Annotated in this window: 20 protein-coding genes; 14 read left to right on the top strand and 6 right to left on the bottom strand. The window is 65.5% G+C overall.

All coding sequences use genetic code 11. From position 1 onward, the window contains the following. Nucleotide 1: 1 nt before the first annotated feature. The gene (locus tag BVC93_RS01235) at nt 2-1,105 is read right to left on the bottom strand and encodes a homogentisate 1,2-dioxygenase (RefSeq protein WP_083735576.1); all 1,104 of its coding nucleotides are present in this window, start codon (nt 1,103-1,105) and stop codon (nt 2-4) included. Nucleotides 1,106-1,307: 202 nt separating this feature from the next. Between BVC93_RS01235 and BVC93_RS01230 the strand changes: the two genes are divergently transcribed. Further along, nucleotides 1,308-2,315, top strand: a complete 1,008-nt coding sequence (locus BVC93_RS01230) for an MDR family oxidoreductase (RefSeq protein WP_083740711.1) — start codon at nt 1,308-1,310, stop codon at nt 2,313-2,315. Nucleotide 2,316: 1 nt separating this feature from the next. Beyond that, the gene (locus BVC93_RS01225) at nt 2,317-3,189 is read left to right on the top strand and encodes an oxidoreductase (protein WP_083735575.1); all 873 of its coding nucleotides are present in this window, start codon (nt 2,317-2,319) and stop codon (nt 3,187-3,189) included. Between the two features lie 63 nt (nt 3,190-3,252). Here the strand turns inward: BVC93_RS01225 and BVC93_RS01220 are convergent, their stop codons facing one another. The 3 genes from BVC93_RS01220 to BVC93_RS01210 form a co-directional block, all read right to left on the bottom strand. Continuing rightward, nucleotides 3,253-4,464, bottom strand: a complete 1,212-nt coding sequence (locus tag BVC93_RS01220) for an acyl-CoA dehydrogenase family protein (RefSeq protein ID WP_083735574.1) — start codon at nt 4,462-4,464, stop codon at nt 3,253-3,255. Between the two features lie 13 nt (nt 4,465-4,477). Further along, nucleotides 4,478-5,842, bottom strand: coding sequence for an acyl-CoA dehydrogenase family protein (locus tag BVC93_RS01215; RefSeq protein WP_083735573.1), 1,365 nt, complete (start codon nt 5,840-5,842; stop codon nt 4,478-4,480). 73 nt (nt 5,843-5,915) lie between these two features. Then, nucleotides 5,916-6,632, bottom strand: a complete 717-nt coding sequence (locus BVC93_RS01210; RefSeq protein ID WP_442929058.1) for an inositol monophosphatase family protein — start codon at nt 6,630-6,632, stop codon at nt 5,916-5,918. A gap of 89 nt (nt 6,633-6,721) precedes the next feature. Here BVC93_RS01210 and BVC93_RS01205 point away from each other — a divergent pair, with 89 nt between their 5' ends. Both BVC93_RS01205 and BVC93_RS01200 read left to right on the top strand, forming a co-directional pair. Then, nucleotides 6,722-7,102 carry a hypothetical protein gene (locus BVC93_RS01205; RefSeq protein WP_157516723.1) on the top strand — a complete coding sequence of 127 codons (381 nt, stop codon included), beginning with the start codon at nt 6,722-6,724 and terminating at the stop codon, nt 7,100-7,102. A 482-nt stretch (nt 7,103-7,584) separates the two neighbouring features. Then, nucleotides 7,585-8,175, top strand: a complete 591-nt coding sequence (locus tag BVC93_RS01200; RefSeq protein ID WP_157516722.1) for a helix-turn-helix domain-containing protein — start codon at nt 7,585-7,587, stop codon at nt 8,173-8,175. A gap of 28 nt (nt 8,176-8,203) precedes the next feature. Here the strand turns inward: BVC93_RS01200 and BVC93_RS01195 are convergent, their stop codons facing one another. After that, a complete protein-coding gene (locus BVC93_RS01195) occupies nt 8,204-9,580 on the bottom strand; it encodes an FAD-dependent oxidoreductase (RefSeq protein WP_083735570.1) in 1,377 nt (458 codons plus the stop codon). Between the two features lie 221 nt (nt 9,581-9,801). On the opposite strand from BVC93_RS01195, the gene prfB reads away from it, so the two are divergent. From prfB to BVC93_RS01145, 10 genes are all read left to right on the top strand, one after another. Then, a protein-coding gene (gene prfB / locus BVC93_RS01190; RefSeq protein ID WP_157516721.1) for a peptide chain release factor 2 occupies nt 9,802-10,910 on the top strand; the annotation gives its coding sequence in 2 pieces (ribosomal slippage) (nt 9,802-10,495 and nt 10,495-10,910; 1,110 coding nt in all). After that, nucleotides 10,897-11,871, top strand: a complete 975-nt coding sequence (locus BVC93_RS01185; protein ID WP_083735569.1) for a mechanosensitive ion channel family protein — start codon at nt 10,897-10,899, stop codon at nt 11,869-11,871. The genes prfB and BVC93_RS01185 overlap by 14 nt, the downstream gene beginning before the upstream one ends. Next, nucleotides 11,868-12,332: a hypothetical protein gene (locus BVC93_RS01180; RefSeq protein ID WP_083735568.1), complete on the top strand. Its 465-nt coding sequence runs from the start codon at nt 11,868-11,870 to the stop codon at nt 12,330-12,332. Before BVC93_RS01185 ends, BVC93_RS01180 begins: the two co-directional genes overlap by 4 nt. A 47-nt stretch (nt 12,333-12,379) precedes the next feature. Then, a complete protein-coding gene (gene ftsE / locus BVC93_RS01175) occupies nt 12,380-13,069 on the top strand; it encodes a cell division ATP-binding protein FtsE (RefSeq protein ID WP_083735567.1) in 690 nt (229 codons plus the stop codon). Then, a complete protein-coding gene (gene ftsX / locus BVC93_RS01170; RefSeq protein ID WP_083735566.1) occupies nt 13,070-13,963 on the top strand; it encodes a permease-like cell division protein FtsX in 894 nt (297 codons plus the stop codon). A 3-nt stretch (nt 13,964-13,966) separates the two neighbouring features. Next, the gene (gene smpB, locus BVC93_RS01165; RefSeq protein ID WP_083735565.1) at nt 13,967-14,470 is read left to right on the top strand and encodes an SsrA-binding protein SmpB; all 504 of its coding nucleotides are present in this window, start codon (nt 13,967-13,969) and stop codon (nt 14,468-14,470) included. A gap of 20 nt (nt 14,471-14,490) precedes the next feature. Next, complete coding sequence (locus tag BVC93_RS01160; protein WP_236950200.1) at nt 14,491-15,309, top strand: EamA family transporter; 819 nt, start codon at nt 14,491-14,493, stop codon at nt 15,307-15,309. A 9-nt stretch (nt 15,310-15,318) separates the two neighbouring features. Next, a complete protein-coding gene (locus BVC93_RS01155) occupies nt 15,319-16,524 on the top strand; it encodes an ATP-binding protein (protein WP_083735563.1) in 1,206 nt (401 codons plus the stop codon). Beyond that, nucleotides 16,521-17,525: a tetratricopeptide repeat protein gene (locus BVC93_RS01150; RefSeq protein WP_157516720.1), complete on the top strand. Its 1,005-nt coding sequence runs from the start codon at nt 16,521-16,523 to the stop codon at nt 17,523-17,525. The genes BVC93_RS01155 and BVC93_RS01150 overlap by 4 nt, the downstream gene beginning before the upstream one ends. 44 nt (nt 17,526-17,569) lie before the next feature. After that, entirely contained in the window at nt 17,570-18,409 is an 840-nt protein-coding gene (locus BVC93_RS01145) for a maleylpyruvate isomerase family mycothiol-dependent enzyme (protein WP_083735561.1), read from the top strand. Here the strand turns inward: BVC93_RS01145 and BVC93_RS01140 are convergent. Then, complete coding sequence (locus BVC93_RS01140; RefSeq protein WP_083735560.1) at nt 18,406-19,080, bottom strand: DUF2848 domain-containing protein; 675 nt, start codon at nt 19,078-19,080, stop codon at nt 18,406-18,408. The genes BVC93_RS01145 and BVC93_RS01140 overlap by 4 nt on opposite strands. Nucleotides 19,081-19,184 lie beyond the last annotated feature (104 nt).

Raw genomic sequence — 19,184 nt, 5'->3', positions numbered from 1 at the left:
CTCAGTGCTGTCCCAGATCGTGGCTGAGCACCTCGGCCGAGGGCACCAGGCGGCGCCGGGTGTCGATGGCGATCACCTTCCAGTCCACCTTCGTGAAGTCGTCGAACTTGCGGCGGGCACGTTCGCGGGCCTTCTCCGGCGCGCCGTGGTGCACACCTTGTGGGGCATGGCTCAGAAGCCCAGGTGGCATGGGGGTTCCGTACAGCGAGCCGCCGTGGAAGAACGCGATCTCGTCGAAGTCCACATTGCGGTGGTACCAGGGTGTGCGTTCGGTGCCCGGCACACCCTCGGCGGGTTTGGGCAGGAAGTTCATCACGTGGACGCCGCTGGCCTGCATGAAGAGATGGACCGTCGGGGGGAGGTGCACACTGTCGGAGGTGATGACGTTGTAGTCCTCGATGTTGAACGTGAACGCGAAATTGTCGCCACGCCAGCCCACGACGTCGAGCGGGTTGTGCCGGTAGAACAGCGTCGTCGGGCCACCCTCGTGGATGAGGCGCACCCGGTACTCTCCGTCTTTCTGCGGGCCGTCGCCCGTTTCGACGGGTGCGGGCTCCGGGATGACAACCTGGGATGGATCGAATGGGAAGTGTCGTCCCAGTGGTCCCGGCGGGGGCACCCGGAACTCGTCGGTGGCCTCGATCATCAGCAGTGTGGTCTCGGAGTCCGGACGCTGCTGCCACGTACAGGCTTTCGGTAGGTACACCCAGTCGCCGGCGCGGTAGGTCAGCGGTCCGAACTCCGTGTCCAGTCGTCCCGTTCCGTTGTGTACGAAGCACAGCAGGTCGCCGTCGACGTGACGGGCGAAGTACGGCATCTGCGCACTGCGCCGTGACAGGTAGATGCGGCAATCGGCATTGGAGAACAACAACATCGGCCCACCGTCGGCGTCGGTGGCGTCGCTGGGTTTCAATTCGTCGGACAGCACATCGATGGGGCGCAATGGGCCGACTGACCGAAAGGCGGTGGGGTCGTGGCGGCGGTACATGAGGGCGGTGCGGCCGGCGAAGCCGCCGCGTCCGAGTTCGTCGTCTTTGAGGCCGTCGAGGTCGGCGTGGAGGCGCCGGGGGGTGATGCCTTTGCGAAGGTGAGTAAACGACTCCATCGGGTTACTCCTGTCGGACGTCGGCTAAAAGTGACGTTAACTTCACTTCTGCGCCACGGTCAACAGCTGTCAAGAAAATCAGGCCCCGTCGCGTGCCGCAGGAAGGACTCTTGTCGAGGCACACCCAGGGGGCGCTGCTCGGCGCCGGCGTCATACCGTGCCGGTTCAGGGCCTGCGCACCGCGAGGTGCATGATCGAGGGCATGACCCAGTTGGATGAGTTCGACGCATTGGTCGCCCACCAGGACGCCGAAGGCGGCATCGTGTTGCGGCACGAGGTGCTGCCCGTTTCGGCGCTCCCCGAGGGTGAGGTGCTGATAGCAGTGGAGTATTCGGGGGTGAACTACAAGGATGCGCTGGCGGTGATGCCGAAAGGTGGTGTTGCCCGGTCGTATCCACTGATCCCCGGCATCGATGTCGCGGGCACGGTGGCGGCGAGCAGTTCACCGGACTTCGCTGTCGGCGACACCGTGGTGGCACACGGTTATGACATCGGCACGGGCCGCCACGGCGGGTACTCCGCGTTGGCTCGATATCCGGCCGACTACGTGGTGAAGCTGCACAGTCTCACCGCGGCACAGGCGGCGGCGATCGGCACCGCGGGCTTCACCGCCGCAATGAGTGTCAACGCACTGAGGGCGCACTGGGTTGCCCCGGGCGACGGCCCGGTACTCGTCACCGGAGCCACCGGGGGAGTGGGCTGCGTCAGCGTCGACCTGCTGTCGGGGTTGGGATACGAGGTGGTGGCCTCCACCGGCAAACCCGACGGGTACGACCTGCTGCGTGACCTGGGCGCAGCGGAGGTGATCGACCGGGTGCCCGCGCCTGAGGAGAAGCTGCGTCCGCTGGGCAAGGCGCGGTGGGCTGCGGTGGTGGACTGTGTTGGCGGGACGACACTGGCATATGCACTGAGCACACTGAAATACGGTGGTGTCGCGGCAATCTCAGGACTGGCCGGATCCGCCGATCTGCCTGCCTCCGTGCTCCCGTTCATCCTTCGCGGGGTGACTCTGGCCGGTATCGACTCCGTGCAACTGGACATCGAAGCGCGGCGGGCCATCTGGCAACAGCTCGAAACCGAGCTGTTCCCGTTGCACCTGGACCGGGTCACCCGGGATGTCGCGGTGCTGGACGTGCCCGACGTACTCGGATCCATCGTCGGTGGTGGTGTCACCGGTCGCACCCGCGTTGTCGTCGAGAACGGATTCTGAGATGAGCGATCGCTTTCCCCTGGGGCAATTCGACGTTCACCGGGTCGGTTTTGGTGCCATGCAACTGCCGGGGCCTGGTGTGTTCGGCCCCCCGCGCGATCACGACGGGGCGATCGCCGTGCTGCGCAAGGCCGTCGAGCTCGGCGTTGACCACATCGACACCGCTCAGTACTACGGGCCGGACGTCGCCAACGCGCTGATTCGCGAAGCGCTGCACCCGTATCCGTCGAATCTGGCGCTGGTGAGCAAGGTCGGTGGTCGCCGTGACGACCAAGGCGCGTGGCTGCCGGTGAACGATCCGGCGGAGCTGCGCACCGGCATCGAGGACAACCTCCGTAGTCTCGGAGTGGAGCAACTGGCCGCGGTGAACCTGCGGTTGACTGAGAGCCCCGGTCCCGACGCGTTGTTCGACGACCAGCTGGCGGTGATGATCGCTGCCCGTGATGACGGGCTGATCGGCGGCATCGGGCTGTCGAACATCGAGGCCTCGCATCTGGTGCATGCGGCAGCACACACCGAGATCGCCTGCGTGCAGAATCCGTACAACCTGGTGGACCGCAGTTCCCAACCGGTGCTCGACGAATGTGTGGCCCGCGGTATCGCCTTTGTCCCGTTCTTCCCGTTGGGATCGGCCTTCGCGCAGGACAATCCGGTGCTGGGCAATGCTGTGATCCGTCGTGCCGCCGCGGAACTGGACTGCACACCCGCGCAGGTCGCGCTGTCCTGGACGTTGGGTGTCGCCCCGAACGTGCTGCTGATTCCTGGTACGTCGTCACCCGGGCACCTCGAGCAGAATCTCGCGGTTGCCGGGATCGTCGTCGATGACGCGACCAGAGCAGAGCTGGACGAGGCGGGTCGGCCGACCGGTTCGTAGCGAGGCATCGTCACGTCGTGCTCGCAGTGGCCATCAGCGGCGTCGACGCCCGATGGACTTCCGCTACTTGAGCTCTGCGGAGGTCATCCCGAGCAGACGGCGTGCCACCACCAACTGCTGGATCTGCTGGGTGCCCTCGAAGATGTCCAGGATCTTCGAGTCGCGAGCCCACTTCTCCAAGAGCGCTTCCTCGGAATAGCCGACGGTGCCGGCCATTTCGACGGCCTTGAGGGTGATGTCGCTGGCCACCCTGGCGGCCTTGGCCTTGCCCATGGACGCTTCTTTGGAGTTGGGGATCTTGTTGTCCGCCTGCCATGCCGAGCGCACGGTCAGCAGATAACCGGATTCCCAGTCGGCCTCCATGCGCAGGAACTCCGCGGCGGCAGCGCTCTGGGCGTGTGCCGGTTTGTCGTAGGAGATCTCGATACCGGCCTCGGTGAGGATGGTGCGCAGATCCTCCAACGCGGCGCGGGCCACGCCCACGGCCATGGCTGCGACAATGGGGCGGGTGTTGTCGAAGGTCTCCATGACCCCGGCAAAACCCTTCTCCACCTGGATGTCCGGGCTGCCGAGCAGGTTGTCCTTGGGAATGCGCGCGTTGTCGAACCGGATCACCGCAGTGTCGGAGGCCTTGATGCCCAGCTTGTGTTCGAGGCGCTCGACAATGACACCGGGGTGCTCCCGCGGCACGATGAAGCTCTTGATGGCCGCCCGGCCCAGTGACTTGTCCAGCGTCGCCCACACCACAATGTGCGTGGCGCGCGAGCCGGCCGTGACGAAGATCTTCTCACCGTTGATGACGTACTCGTCACCATCGAGTTTGGCGGTGGTGGACACTGCGGCGGAGTCGGAGCCGAAGCCCGGCTCGGTGATTGCCATCGCTGCCCACACGTCGGTCCCGAGCCGTTCGAGCTGCTCCGGGGTGGCCACCGACGAGATGGCGGCGTTGCCCAGGCCCTGGCGCGGCACCGACAGCAGCAAGGCGACGTCACCCCAGGCAATCTCAAGAGCGTTCAACAGTGCGGACATGTTGGCGCCGTTGACGTTCTCTTTGGGACCGTCCGTGCCGCGGAAGGCATCCGCTCCGGCGAACGAGATGGTCTTGGCCTCTGAGATCCCTTCGAAAAGGTCTGCCAGAGTGTCCAGTTCGACCGGGTAAGCGTGTTCTTTCAAGTCGTATTTGCGCGAGATCGGCCGCAGCATCTCGGCTGCGCCCTGGTGGCCCTTCTCGATGACCGCCTGCAACTTCTTGGGCATTTCCAGATTGATCGCCATGTTCAAGTCTCCTTTACAGAACCACGACACCCTCGGCGACGCCCAGTGCCCGCAGATCGCGGTACCAGCGCTCGACCGGGTGTTCCTTGGTGTAGCCGTGGCCGCCGAGCAACTGCACGCCGTCGAGGCCGATCTGCATGCCCTTGTCGGCGCCCAGTTTCTTGGCCAGTGCGGCCTCGCGGGCGAACGGTAGGCCCTGCTCGGCGCGCGCGGCGCCGCGCCAGGTGATCAGTCGCAGGCCGTCGAGTTCGATGGCGATGTTGGCGCACATGAAGGCCACCGACTGGCGGCGCGCGATGGGTTCGCCGAAGGCCTGTCGTTCCTTGACGTAGGGCACCACATAGTCGAGCACCGCGTGCGACGTGCCGACGGCTAGCGCGGCCCAGCCCAGTCGGGACAGGGCGATGGCCTCGGAATAGTCCGCGTCGGTGGCCTCGTCCTCGCCGAGGCGGGCACTGAGCGGCACGCTCACGTGATCGAACTCCACTTTGCCGAGTGCGGCTGCACGGATACCCATGCTGGGATCCGGGGTGACTGTGACACCCGAGGTGGCGGCCTCCACGATGAACATGGCCGGCTTGCCGTTCAATTGTGCTGCCACAATGAATAATTCGGCGTCGAGGGCGGCCGGCACCAAAGACTTCACTCCGTCGATGCGGTAGCCGCTGGGGGTGCGCACCGCGGTGGTCTTCAACGCGGTGGGATCGAACAGCGGCCGCGGCTCGGCGATGGCGAGGCAGGCCTGCGGCACGCTCTCGCCCGCGAACTCCTTGAGATAGGTGGCCTGCTGATCGGCGCTGCCCCAATGGGTGAGCGCGGCGGCAACACCGCTGGGCGCCAGGATGGGCAGCGCCAGTCCCATGTCGCCGTAGGCCAGCGCCTCGGCCACCAGGGCGTTGGTGACTGTGGCCCGGTGCGCGGCGATCCCGTCGAAATCCTCGGGGATGTTGATCGCGGTGACACCCAGCTCAGCCGCTTTGGCCACCAGATCCTTGGGGTAGGTGACGGCGGCATCGGCATCGTGAGCGGCGGGGCGCAAGATCTCTTCGGCGAACTCGTTGACCGTCTCGACGATCATCTTCTGATCGTCATCGGGGGTGAGGTCGAAGTAGTTGGCTCCGCTGGACTTGAGCCGGGTGGGCGGTTTGCCGAGACCCTGGATGCGGTTGAACTGCCTGGTGGACGCACCCGCGGCGGAGAACGCCGTCTTGACGCCCAGCCGCAGGCCGCGGTTGAGCGGATCGCGGAGATGGTAGCGGTCGAGGAATTCTTGGCCGACCAGCGGTGTGATGAGCGCCAGGCCGATATCGGTGGCAGTGCGTTTGTGCTTTTGCAGCCCTACACCAGATTCGGACCGGGCCGGAAGTGTGTTGGTCATATCAACAGCCTCAAGTAGTTGGGGACCGATGAACCGTATCTTACTCCAGAGTAAGGTACGGCGACCCTGTTAGCTAGTTCACACTCTTGAGGCGTGCCAAGACGGCGTCGTGGAGTAGTCCGTTGGTGGCGACTGCACTACCGCCGTGCGGGCCCGGCCGGCCGGCGAGGTTGGTGAAGCTGCCGCCCGCCTCGCGGATGAGAATGTCCAGCGGCGCCAGATCCCACAGGTTGACCTCGGGCTCGGCGGTGACGTCGACGGCGCCTTCGGCGAGCAGGCAGTAGGACCAGAAGTCGCCGTAAGCGCGGACGCGCCACACGTCGTCGAGCAGCGCGAGGAAATCGGCCCGCCGCTCGCCCCAGCCGACGAGATCGGAGTACGACAGGCTTGCCGAGCCGAGGTCTGCGACTCCTGACACCGAGATACGCTGCGTCTCACCCTGGAACGACGTGTGCGCACCCTGTCCCGTCGCCGCCCACCAGCGTCGGCCCAGTGCGGGCGCGCTCACCACTCCGACGGTCGGTACTCCGTCCTCGAGAAGCGCAATCAGGGTGCACCACACCGGAACTCGGCGTACAAAGTTCTTGGTGCCGTCGATTGGGTCCAGCACCCATTGCCGTCCGGTGAGCGTCGGCGAGCCCCCGAACTCCTCGCCGAACACCAGGTCATCGGGGCGGGATTGGGCCAGCAGTTCGCGCAGGGTGGTTTCGGCCGAGCGGTCAGCGTCGGTGACCGGGGTGAGGTCCGGTTTGGTGTCGATGTGCAGGTCCAGTGCGCCGTAGCGGTCCATCGTCACCACGTCGGCACGATCGGCGAGTTCGAGGGCCAAAGCCAGGTCGTTCTTCGAGGCATCCACGGCAGCAGTCCTACCATGGCGGTGTGTGGGAATTGGCGATGATACTGCTGCTGGTCGGGGCGCTGGCCCTGCTGATCGTGCCCAGGTTGAGGGGACGGGGGCCGCGACCCGGGCAACCGCTCGCGGAAGGAACGCTGTTGGTGACTGGGGTGAGTCCCAGGCCCGACGGCGTCGACGGCGACCAGTTCGTCACCATCACCGGCGTGATCAACGGACCCACAGTCAACGAACACGTGGTCTATCAGCGGATGGCCGTTGATGTGAATCGATGGCCGACCATGGGCCAGCTGTTCACGGTGATCTACTCACCGAAGAACCCGGACAACTGGAACTTCGCCCCGCCGGAAGGGCCGCCTCCTGCTCCGCCGGCACCGCCGCAGCCGCCATACGCGCCACCGTCCTGATCTCGCCCAGGAGTGACTCCCGTTCACTGCCGGGCTGAATCAGGGCCGAATCCTCGCCCAGGAGTGACTCGGCGTTCCTCGGGTGTCGCGCAGCGCCAGATAGGTGTGGTGAGGCGAGTACAGCGGTCCGGGTGTGCTACCCGTGAATCCATTTCAGGTTGTCTGCAGAGCACGGAAGGTGCTGCCGCACACGGCAATCGCCGGCCCACCGTGCAGGTGTGACGAATGCACGCCGCGCCATGGATGCCGCCGGCAACCTCGTCCAGGCTCGATCTTGTCCCAGGGACGAGGCACTCTTTGATTGCAGCATGACTGCAATAATCGCCGGATGAGTTGAGGAACGCTTCAGCAGCCTAGAGATTTGAGTGAGGCTGGAACGAACAAGCAGATGCTCTCGACGCGGACATGCCGCAGGCCGTCCGACGTGGGCGGCGCCGGGCCGTGCACAATGTCGATCACAGTAGGACTGAAGGGGGGTGCTCGTGGCTGAAGTGGAATCTGTCTCGGCCAATGCCACCAAGTCGTTGGGGGCCAAGATCCGTCGCGCGCGGATGGAGAGTGGGCTGACCCTGGTGGATGTCTCCGCCAGCACGGGTCTGAGCGTGTCGATGCTCTCGATGCTGGAACGCGGCAAGAGCGGTGTCTCGATCGGCTCACTGGTGGCAGTGGCGTCAGCTCTCGGCATCGCCGTCGGCGACCTCTTCGGCCCCATGTCCGGGTCGGACTCGTCGCTCAACAGGCTCGTCGATCAGCGTGAACTGACGCTAGGGCCCGGTGTCACCCGCCGGATCGTGCACCGCAGCCGCGAACACGGACTCGAAGTGGTGGCCCTGCGCCTGGACCCCGGGGCTCACACCGGCGACGAATTGGTGCGCCACGAGGGATACGAGGTCGTCGTCGTCCAGGTGGGCACCCTGACCGTCCAGATCGGCGAGGAGGTGTTCGAACTGGCCACCGGTGATTCGATCAGCCTCGACGCTGATCATCCCCACCGCTTTGTCAACAACGGCCGAAAGATCTCCCACAGCATGTTGGTGGTGCGGCTACCGGTGCTGGGGGAGTACGGGCACTGACTCAGTTCGGGCCGGATTGCTTCGCTGCTCAGCCGTGCCCAATTTTCAGCAGCTCTTCCACGCTCGTCAGCTTGACCCGCGGCCGGCCGTGCGGCTGGCCGGCCGTGCGCTCATGGGTGTCGATCAGCTGCCAATGGTCGTCGGTGACCAGCTTCGGCTGGCGCGACAACAGCCACGTCACCAGTTGGTCGCTGTAATCGGTTGGCCGTGAGATCAATTCGCGCCCGGCCAGATCATCGAGCAGGGTGTCGACGGTGTCCTGGGAGTCCTTCTTGTTGCTGCCGATCACCCCGGAAGGTCCTCGCTTGATCCAGCCGACCACGTACTCGTTGGCACGGCCTGACACCCGCCCATCCTCATGGGGAATGGTGGCGCTGCTGTCGTCGAATGGCAGCCCCGGTGTGGCGACGCCTCGGTAACCGACAGCCCGCACCACCAATTGTGCGGGCAGTTCCTCGCGGTCTCCGGTGTCCTTGGCGGTGATTCGCCCGCCGTCGGAAACCAGTTCGTTGCGGCCCAGCACCACCGATTCCACCCGATCGGTGCCGCGGATCTCGATGGGAGAGGTTCGGAATCGGAACACGATGCGCCGATGGCCCGCAGTGGTGGGCCTGTCAAGAAGGCCGCGCAGCACCTTGATGTTCTGTCGCACGGTCTTGCTGGCCGCTTCCAGATCGGCGTCGGTGATCTCGGCGAAGTCTTGCGGGTCCAGAACCACGTCGACGTCGGCGAGCCCCTCCAGGTCGCCGAGCTCTCGAAGTTCGACGGTGGTGAACGTGGCTTGCAGTGGCCCACGACGGCCGACCACAACGACCTCCTCGACGCCACGTCCGTGCAACGAGGTCAAGGCGTGGTTGGCGATATCGGTGACCGCCAGGGCCGAGGGGTCGCTGACCAGGACCCGGGCCACGTCCAGCGCGACGTTGCCGTTGCCCACCACGATGGCGCGGCCACCGGACAGGTCCGGCGCCATGGCCTCGAAGTGGGGATGAGCGTTGTACCAGCCCACAAAATCGACGGCGGCCACGCTGCCGGGCAGATCCTCACCCGGGATGTTCAACGGACGGTCGGACTGTGCGCCCACGGCGTACACCACCGCGTCATACCGCTCGGCGAGTTCGGCGGTCTGCACCTGATCACCCACGGTCACATTGCCGAAGAAACGGAAGCGGTCGTCGGCGGCGATCTTGTCGAACTGAGCACTGATCGACTTGATCTTCGGATGATCCGGCGCGACACCGGAACGCACCAGACCCCACGGGGTGGGCAGCATCTCCAGCATGTCGACACGGACATCGACTTCGGCCTTGAGCAGCGCGGCAGCCGCGAAGTATCCGGACGGCCCGGCACCGACGATAGCCACGTGGTACGGGCGGGGCTTCGGTTGTTCTCGGTCTTCAGACACGATGCGACGCCTTCTTCTGTCCGTAGCCGACGTCGCGTGGAGGGGCTGTCACGCGTCCGGCAAGGCCTACCGCGCACACCAACAGACCGGTCATCGGGCTGGACCGGTGGGCTGTGTCGGTCGCGCGGTAGGCGGAGTTGGTTACGAAACCGATGGTAATCGTCACGACCGTGAGCCGCCGGTAGTCACGGCGATCGCGCGCGCCGGTAACCTGGACAGTCGTGGACCTCGACCGGCAAGACCAAATCACTGCACTGGACACCACCTTGACCACGGTGGAACGGGTGCTCGACGTCGAGGCATTGCGCGGCCGGATCGAAAAACTCGAGCACGAGGCCTCCGACCCCAATCTCTGGGACGACCAGTCGCGGGCCCAAAAGGTGACCAGCGAGCTGTCCCACGCCCAGTCGGAATTGCGTCGTGTGGAGGAACTGCGTCAGCGCGTCGACGATCTTCCGGTGCTGTACGAACTGGCCGCCGAGGAGGGTGGCGCCGACGAGCTCGCCGAAGCCGACGCCGAACTGGCCAAGCTGCGCGAGGACATCGAGGCCATGGAGGTCCGCACACTGCTGTCCGGTGAGTACGACCAGCGTGAAGCCGTGGTCACCATCCGGTCCGGCGCCGGCGGAGTCGACGCCGCCGACTGGGCCGAGATGCTGATGCGGATGTACATCCGCTGGGCCGAGAAACACAATTACGGGGTCGAGGTGTTCGACACCTCCTACGCCGAAGAAGCCGGCATCAAGAGTGCGACCTTCGCGGTACACGCGCCTTACGCCTACGGCACGCTCTCGGTGGAGCAGGGCACCCACCGGCTGGTCCGCATCAGCCCGTTCGACAACCAGAGCCGGCGCCAGACGTCGTTCGCCGATGTCGAGGTGCTGCCGGTGGTCGAGACCACCGATCACATCGACATCCCGAAGGTGATCTGCGCGTCGACGTCTACCGCTCCAGCGGCCCGGGCGGGCAGTCGGTGAACACCACCGACTCCGCGGTGCGCCTGACCCACATCCCGACCGGCATCGTGGTCACCTGCCAGAACGAGAAGTCCCAGCTGCAGAACAAGGTGTCGGCCATGCGCGTGCTGCAGGCCAAGCTGCTGGAACGCAAACGCCTGGAGGAGCGCGCCGAGATGGATGCCCTCAAGGGCGACGGCGGCAGCTCATGGGGCAATCAGATGCGGTCCTACGTGCTGCATCCGTACCAGATGGTCAAGGACCTGCGTAACGAGTACGAGGTGGGCAACCCCACCGCGGTGCTCGACGGTGACATCGACGGCTTCCTCGAGGCGGGAATCCGCTGGCGTAACCGAAAAGATGACGAGCAGTAGCGCCTTCCTGGCCCTGAACTGGGCAGGGGGGTGGCACAGCTTCTGGACCGGCGAGATCGGCGTCTGGATTCGCGACCGCGGTCTGCGCATCCTGATGCTTGTCCTGTTGGCGATACTGATCGCCCGGTTCGTCAACTGGTCTGCCCAGAAGGTCACCCGACGCATCGACGCCGACTTCCAGGAGAGCGACGCGTTGGTCCGCAGCGAGACGGCCAAACACCGGCAGGCGGTCGCGTCGGTCATCTCGTGGGTCACCATCGCGCTGGTCTTCGTGGTGGTGCTGGTCCAGATCACGTCCATCCTGGCCATCCCGATCGGCTCCCTGGTGGCCCCGGCCGCGGTGATCGGTGCCGCGCTGGGTTTCGGCGCCCAGCGCATAGTGCAGGACCTGTTGTCGGGGTTCTTCATCATCACCGAGAAGCAGTACGGCTTCGGTGACCTGGTGACGCTCACCCTTGGTTCGTCCAACGACGCGACGGGCACCGTCGAGGACGTCACCCTGCGCGTGACCAAATTGCGTACCAGTGACGGCGAGGTCTTCACCATCCCCAACGGGCAGATCATGAAGTCACTGAACCTGTCCAAGGACTGGGCCCGCGCCGTGGTCGACGTGCCGGTGCCGGCCAGCGCCGACCTGAACAAGGTCAACGAACTGCTGCACGCCGTCTGCGAGAACGCCATGGACGATCCCGAGATGCGCGAGTTGCTACTGGACGCCCCCCAGTTGATGGGTGTCGAGAGCATCGAACTGGACACCGTGAACATGCGCATCGTCGCCCGGACTCTGCCCGGTAAACAGTTCGAGGTGGGCCGGCGTCTGCGTCTGCTGGTGGTGGCGGCGTTCAACCGGGCCGGCATCGCCACACCGTCGGAGTCCATGCCGATGGTCGGTGCCATAGTGCATCCGGCGACCTCAGGCGGCGCCGAAGAGGAAACGCAGGGACCGGCGGGCCAGCGATGAAACTGACCCTGCGCAAAAAAGACGACAGCCGTGGCTGGCCCGGTTACATCCTCGGCGGCAGGATGCGGACCTCGACAGTGGGTCTGGTCATCGCGTTCTTCGTGACGACCTGGCTCTACGAGACCTACCAGCCGCCGCCTCCCGAGCCTGCTCCCGCGCAGCAGATCGTGCCGCCGGGATTTGTGCCCGATCCCGAGTACACGTGGGTGCCGAGGACCTCGGTGCGCCAGTACCCGACCACGACGGCGCCGCGCACCACGACAACGACGACGACCCCGACGACGACCGAACCACCCACCACGACGTCGGAGCCGGTCACCACCACCCCGACGAGTCCGACTACGACAACACCGCCGCCGGAACCTTTCAACCCCTTCAATCCGTTCCAGCCGTCGCCCACCCCCGAGCCTCCGTCGTCGCCACCGGGATTTGTTCCCACGGTGCCGCCGGTGAACCCGTAAGGCGTCCCGGGTTTGCTGAGGTTGCACCGCTACACTGGCGTGCCGTGATGATCACCCTCGACAACGTGACGAAGCAGTACAAGCAGTCGGCGCGCCCTGCGTTGGACAACGTCAGCGTCAAGATCGACAAGGGTGAGTTCGTCTTCCTGATCGGCCCGTCAGGCTCAGGCAAATCCACCTTCATGCGGCTGCTGCTGGCCGAGGAACACCCCAGCTCCGGCGACATCCGAGTGTCGAAATTCCACGTCAACAAGCTGGCGGGCCGGCACGTCCCGAGTCTGCGGCAGGTGCTCGGCTGCGTGTTCCAGGACTTCCGGTTGCTGCAGCAGAAGACGGTGTTCGAGAACGTGGCTTTCGCATTGGAAGTCATCGGCAAGAAACCCGACACCATCAACCGCGTCGTCCCCGACGTGCTGGAGATGGTGGGGCTGTCCGGCAAGGCCAATCGGCTGCCGGCCGAGCTGTCCGGCGGTGAGCAACAGCGTGTCGCGATCGCCCGTGCCTTCGTCAACCGGCCGCTGGTGCTGTTGGCCGACGAGCCCACCGGAAACCTGGACCCGGATACCAGCAAAGACATCATGGATCTGCTCGAGCGGATCAACCGCACCGGGACCACGGTGCTGATGGCCACCCATGACCACCACATCGTCGACTCGATGCGCCAGCGTGTGGTCGAGCTGTCGCTGGGCCGCCTGGTCCGCGACGAGCAGCGCGGCGTTTACGGAATGGATCGTTAAGTGCGCTTTGGCTTCCTGATCAACGAGGTCGTCACCGGGCTTCGTCGCAACGTCACCATGACGATCGCGATGATCCTCACCACGGCCATCTCGATCGGCCTGTTCGGCGGCGGCCTGCTGGTGCTGCGACTGGCCGACCAGTCCCGTGACATCTACCTCGACCGCGTCGAGACCCAGGTGTTCCTCACCGATGACATCTCCGCCAATGACCTGACCTGCGACACACCGCAGTGCCAGGGGCTGCGCCAGGCGATCGAGTCCCGCGATGACGTGAGCTCGGTGCGGTTCCTCAACCGTGAGGACGCCTACGAGGACGCGGTGCGCCGGGTACCGCAGTACCGCGACGTCGCCAGTAAGGACGCGTTCCCGGCGTCGTTCATCGTCAAGCTCGACGACCCCGAACAACATGCCGACTTCGACGCGGCCATGGTGGGCCAGCCGGGTGTGCGCAGTGTGCTCAACCAGAAGGAGCTGATCGATCGGCTGTTCGCGGTGCTCGACGGGATTTCCAGCGCGGCGTTCGCCGTTGCGCTCGTGCAGGCCGTCGGCGCCGTACTGCTGATCGCCAACATGGTGCAGGTCGCCGCCTACACCCGAAGAACCGAGATCGGGATCATGCGTCTGGTTGGTGCCAGCCGGTGGTACACGCAGCTGCCGTTCCTGCTGGAGGCGGTGATCGCCGCCACTCTAGGTGTGATCATCGCCGTCCTGGGATTGATCACGGTGCGGGCGTTGTTCCTGGAGAACGCACTCGACCAGTTCTACCAAGCCAATCTCATCGCGCGCATCGACTACGCCGACATCCTCTACATCTCCCCGATACTGTTCGGTCTGGGTGTGCTGATGTCAGGAGCAACGGCGTATGCAACGTTGCGCCTCTACGTACGTAGGTAATCAATGGCCAAAACAGGCGCGGCGAAGAAGATCGTCGACAAACGCAACAACCAGGTCGTGGCGACCAACCGCAAAGCTCGACACAATTACACGATCCTGGACACCTTCGAGTGCGGTGTGGTGCTGCAGGGCACCGAGGTGAAGAGTCTGCGGGAAGGCCAGGCCTCCCTGGCCGATGCGTTCGCCACGGTCGACGACGGAGAGGTCTGGCTGCGCAACCTCCACATCCCGGAGTATCACCTGGGCACCTGGACCAACCACGCCACGCGGCGCAACCGCAAGCTGCTGCTGCACCGCGGCGAGATCGACAACTTGACGGGCAAGATCCGCGACGGCAACCTCACCCTGGTTCCGCTGTCGATCTATTTCCTGGACGGCAAGGTCAAGGTCGAATTGGCGCTGGCCCGCGGTAAGCAGGCCCACGACAAACGCCAGGACATGGCCAAGCGGGACGCCGACCGTGAGATCACCCGTGAGCTAGGGCGTCGCGCCAAGGGCATGCGCTGACCGGTCTGCTCTACGCGCTGGTGTCTGCACTGGCCTACGGAATCAGTGATTTTGTCGGCGGAGTGGCCTCCCGGCGGGTGGCCGCGCTGCGCATCGTTCTGGTCTCCTACCCGGTGGCCATGGTGCTGTTGGCAATCACAGCCACTGTGGTCGGCGGGCAGGTGACCTCGGACGCGGTGTTCTGGGGCGCGCTGTGCGGTGTGAGTCAGGCGCTCGGGGTGTGGTGGTTCTACGCCGCGCTGGGCGCAGGTCCTATTTCGGTGGTGTCGCCGCTGACGGCCATCCTGGTGGCCGGTGTGCCGGTCGCGGTGGGCCTGAGCCTGGGGGAGCGGCCGGCTGTCGTGGCAGGCATCGGCATTGTCGTGGCGGTGGCGGCCGTGTTCCTGGTCAGCCGCGATGCCGGCGACCCAGGGGCGGCCCGACCGTTCACCAGAACCGTCGCGTGGTTGACCGTGGGATCGGGACTGGCGTTCGGGCTGAACTTCGTGCTGATCGATCAGGCCCCGGTCCAGGCGGGACTGTGGCCGCTGGTGTTCGCCAGGATCTCCGCGACCGTCCTGGTGGTGGTGTTCGCGGTGCTGACCCGAAACCTGCTGCTGCCCAGAGGTGTTCCGCTGAAACTGGCGCTGCTGGCCGCGATGCTGGACACCGTGGCCAATGTGGCGATGCTGTTGGCACTGCATTCGTCGCTGCTGTCGCTGGCGGGTGTGCTGATTTCGCTGTACCCCGCGGCGACGGTGTTGTTGGCCATCGTGGTGCTGCGTGAGCGGGTGACCTGGCGCCAGGTGGTCGGCATGGTGCTGGCATTGGCGGCGGTGGCCATGATCGCCGCCGGGTAGGGTTGGCGCGTGGCGCAGGACGCGTTGATCTCAGAACTCACGGCGGCCGTCGAGCGCAGTCCCCAGGTTCTGGAGCTGCGGCTGCATCTCGCCGAACTGCTGTTGGAGGCCGGCCGTGCAACCGAAGCGCTGGGCCACTGCAGCACGGCGCTGACGCAGAGCGCGGGCAACGCCGCCGCGCTTGCCCTTTTACAGCGCTGTAGCGCTGCGCTGACCGGCCCCGCAGCTGAGCCCGAGTTCAACTGGACGGCGGCCGAGGAAGAGGTGGCCGACATCATCGGTCCCGCGTTCGTCGACTCCACCGAGTTCTCGTCGCCGCTGGACGAGGACGACTACGACGCGGTGCAGCGCAGCTCTCTGCGGCTCGAGGACGTGGCGGGCATGCCTGAGGTCAAAGCCCAACTCGAACTCGCCCTGCTGGGCCCCATCCGCAACCCCGAGATGATGAAGGCGTACAAGGTGTCCGCCCGCGGCGGGCTGCTCCTCTACGGGCCACCCGGATGCGGCAAGACCTACGTGGCCAAGGCTGTGTCGGGTGAGCTGGGCGCGAACTTCCTTGCCGTGGGCATCACCGATGTGATGCAGCACTGGTTCGGTGACAGTGAACGTGCGCTGCACGAGATCTTCGAGACCGCCAGGCGCAATACGCCGTGCGTGCTGTTCTTCGACGAGGTCGACGCGCTGGGCCAGCGCCGCAACGCCGTCAACAACAACGCGACACTGCGAGTGCTGGTGAACACCCTTCTGGCCGAGATGGATTCGGCGACCTCTGACAACGACGGGGTGTATGTCCTTGGCGCCACCAACATGCCCTGGGACGTCGACTCGGCGCTGCGGCGGCCCGGCCGTTTCGACCGGATGATCTTCGTGGGTCTGCCCGATGCCGCCGCCAGAGAGGCCATCGTGCGGACCAACCTGCGCGACCGTCCCATCGCCGGAATCGATCTGGCCAAGATCGCTGCTCGCACCGACGGATTCTCGGGTGCCGACCTGGCTCACATCTGCGAGTCGGCCACCCAGTTGGCTATGGCCGACTCGCTGCGCAGCGGCAACATCCGGCCGGTCACCATGAAAGACATCGACGCCGCGCTCGCCCAGATCAGACCGAGCACGGGCCCCTGGTTCGACGTGGCCCGCAACGTAGTCGAGTTCGGCAACCGGGACGGCGCCTACGACGATCTGGCGAAGTACCTGCGCCGCAGGAAGTTTCGTTGACGTCAGTCGAGCAGACGGTCGGCATCGCCCGGATGTACTCCGACGGTCGTCAATACCGTCAAGCTGCCGACATTCTCGGAACGGCGTTGCAGCAGAACCCGGACAGCGCGGCGCTGCTGGTGGAGATGGCGAGGGCGCAACTGGGTCTGGACAACCCGGAGGCCGCCGCGTCCAGCGCCTTTGCCGCGTTGTCTGTCGACCCCGGGCATGTGTACGCGATGCGGGTCTACGCTCTGGCACTCGACCAACTGGGGCAACGGCACGACGCACTCACGCTGGCCTACCGCGCGGTGCTGGCCGATTCGCACAACTACCTGACGCACTACACCTACGGAATGCTGCTGTTGAATGCCGGCCATTTTCTGCAGGCCTACACCGCAGCGGTCGAGGCGCTGCGTGGTGGCAGTGCAGATCCCGAGGTGCATTTCCTGTGTGGACGAATTCTGAACAAGCTGGGTCGGCTGGAAGAGTCCACCGTGGCCTACCAGGAGGCGCTGCGGCTGGACCCCGAGCACGCCTCCGCCGAGCACAACATCGCAGTGAACCGGTTGAACCGAGGACACTGGAGCCGGGCGCTGACCGGATTTCTGGGAGCCGGGCGCATGGATCCCGAACTGGGAGAACATGTTCGTCGTAACGTCGGAGTGGCGCTGATTCGGCCGATGCGTTGGGTCACCTTGATGGTGTTGGTGACCGCATATTTCGCGATCGTCAGCCATCAACCCGGGGCCGCCGCGCCGCGGGTGATCACGGTGATTGCCGCCATCGTCACGGTGGCGCTGCTGGTGAGGGTGGTGCGACCGGTGCCCAGGGCCGCGTTGCGGTCGGTGATGCGAGCCAGGCCGATGCTGGCGGTGCGCGGGGGCCTGGCGGTGTACGCGGTGGTGGTGGGCGTGCTCAGCGCGTCCGGCCTTCTGGCGGCGGTGTCGCTGCCCGCAGCCGTTGTGCTGTTGCTTGCCACCATCCTGACGATCCTCATCGGGTGGTTGACGCGAACCTGAGCAATCCGCGCGAGGCGCAGTGGCGTTGCCGTTAACATCGCGGTATGTCCAGCCCCACACGCGCGGTGACCATGCTCGACAAAAACGGCGTTCTGGCAGGGCTTTTCGCGTCCTGGGAAGCCATCGAACGCCAACTTGCCGGACAGCATGCGCAGGGCTGGCAGGCCGGCACTTCGCTGCCCGGCTGGCGGGTGCACGATGTGGTGAGTCATGTCATCGGCACCGAGTCGATGCTGCTGGGCATCCCAACTCCGGAGGCCGATTGCGATGTCGCCGCCCTGGGGCACGTCAACAACGACATCGGTGTGCTCAACGAGTGCTGGGTGCGTTATCTGGCGGCCGAGACCCCCGAGGACATGATGGCGCGCTTCGGGGACGTCACCGCCCAGCGCACCACGATGTTGACCACCATGACCGACGAGGCGTGGAACGCCGCCACCCTCACTCCTGCCGGCCCGGACAGTTACGGCCGGTTCATGCGCATTCGCACCTTCGACTGCTGGATGCACGCGCAGGACATCCGGGAAGCGTTGAACCTCCCGGCCACCGCGGCTGATCTGGGTGGCGCGGATGCCCGCCAGGCCCTCGACGAGATCGCTGCCAGCATGGGATTTGTCATCGGCAAGCGCGGTAAAGCACCCGACGGGGCGCGGGTGGAGCTGGAGCTCACCGGTGGTTTGACCCGCTCCATCCGGGTGGCGGTCGACGGCCGCGCGTCGGTGGTCGACGATTTCGGCGGGGCCGAGCCTACCTCCGTGATCCGCGTCGACGGACTGCACTTCACCCGGCTGTGCGGAGGCCGGGTTTCGCCCGGCGACGTCGAGATCGTGGGTGATCAGGCAGTCGGGCGGCAGATCGTGGAGAACCTCGCCTACGTGATCTAGCCGATGGGTTCGGGCATCGGCACTGTCCGGTACTGGCAGGTGGAGGTGAATCCGGTTGCAGGATCGGCCAGTTCGACCTTCCAGGCGTCGGCGAACTGATCCACGTCGGCCAGCATCGTGATGGTGCCGGACAGCAGTACGGTGCCCGGCCGGAACAGGCCGCGCTCGCGCAGGACGCCCAACCAGTAGTCGGGTCCCAGCAGGTCTGCCAGCGACCCGGATTGGATGAGAGTCTCCTCGGTGCCCACCCAGGCTTTCAGGGTGATCTCGTCGATCCGGTCGGCGATATCGGTCAGTCGCCAGGCGCGCTTGCCCACCACGTCGGGGGCTGCGTTCTTGCTCCAGGCCACACTGTGGGTCTCCAGGGTGCGATCGGTGTGGTCGCAGGCCACCGTGAGCAGAACGTCTTCGTCGTCGGTGATCACGATTGCCCACTCGGCCTCACCGGAGGTGCGGCTGTGCTGGGTGTGCACGGTGTCGGTCTGTTGTGCCAGGTAGGGCGATACGGGGTACAGCGCAGGTATGACCGACGGTGCGGGCACTCCCAGCTCGGCGAGTTCGGCGATGTGTGCGGCCACCTCGTCCTGGTTGCGACCTGCGTATCCGGCGTTCAAGACCGTGGTGGGGTGCACCGTCACAACGGATCCGTCGGGCAGTTCGAACGTCAGCATCGGGCTGGCTCCTTCTCGTAAATTCTGCGTTTCCGCCTTGACCGTTCCTTCGCATACATGTTGTATACGAGAAGTATGGTACGTCACAAGGTCGCACGATGCGC

The sequence above is a fragment of the Mycobacterium sp. MS1601 genome (assembly GCF_001984215.1).
Lineage (GTDB): Bacteria > Actinomycetota > Actinomycetes > Mycobacteriales > Mycobacteriaceae > Mycobacterium.
This window is presented reverse-complemented; position numbering and strand designations above follow the sequence as displayed.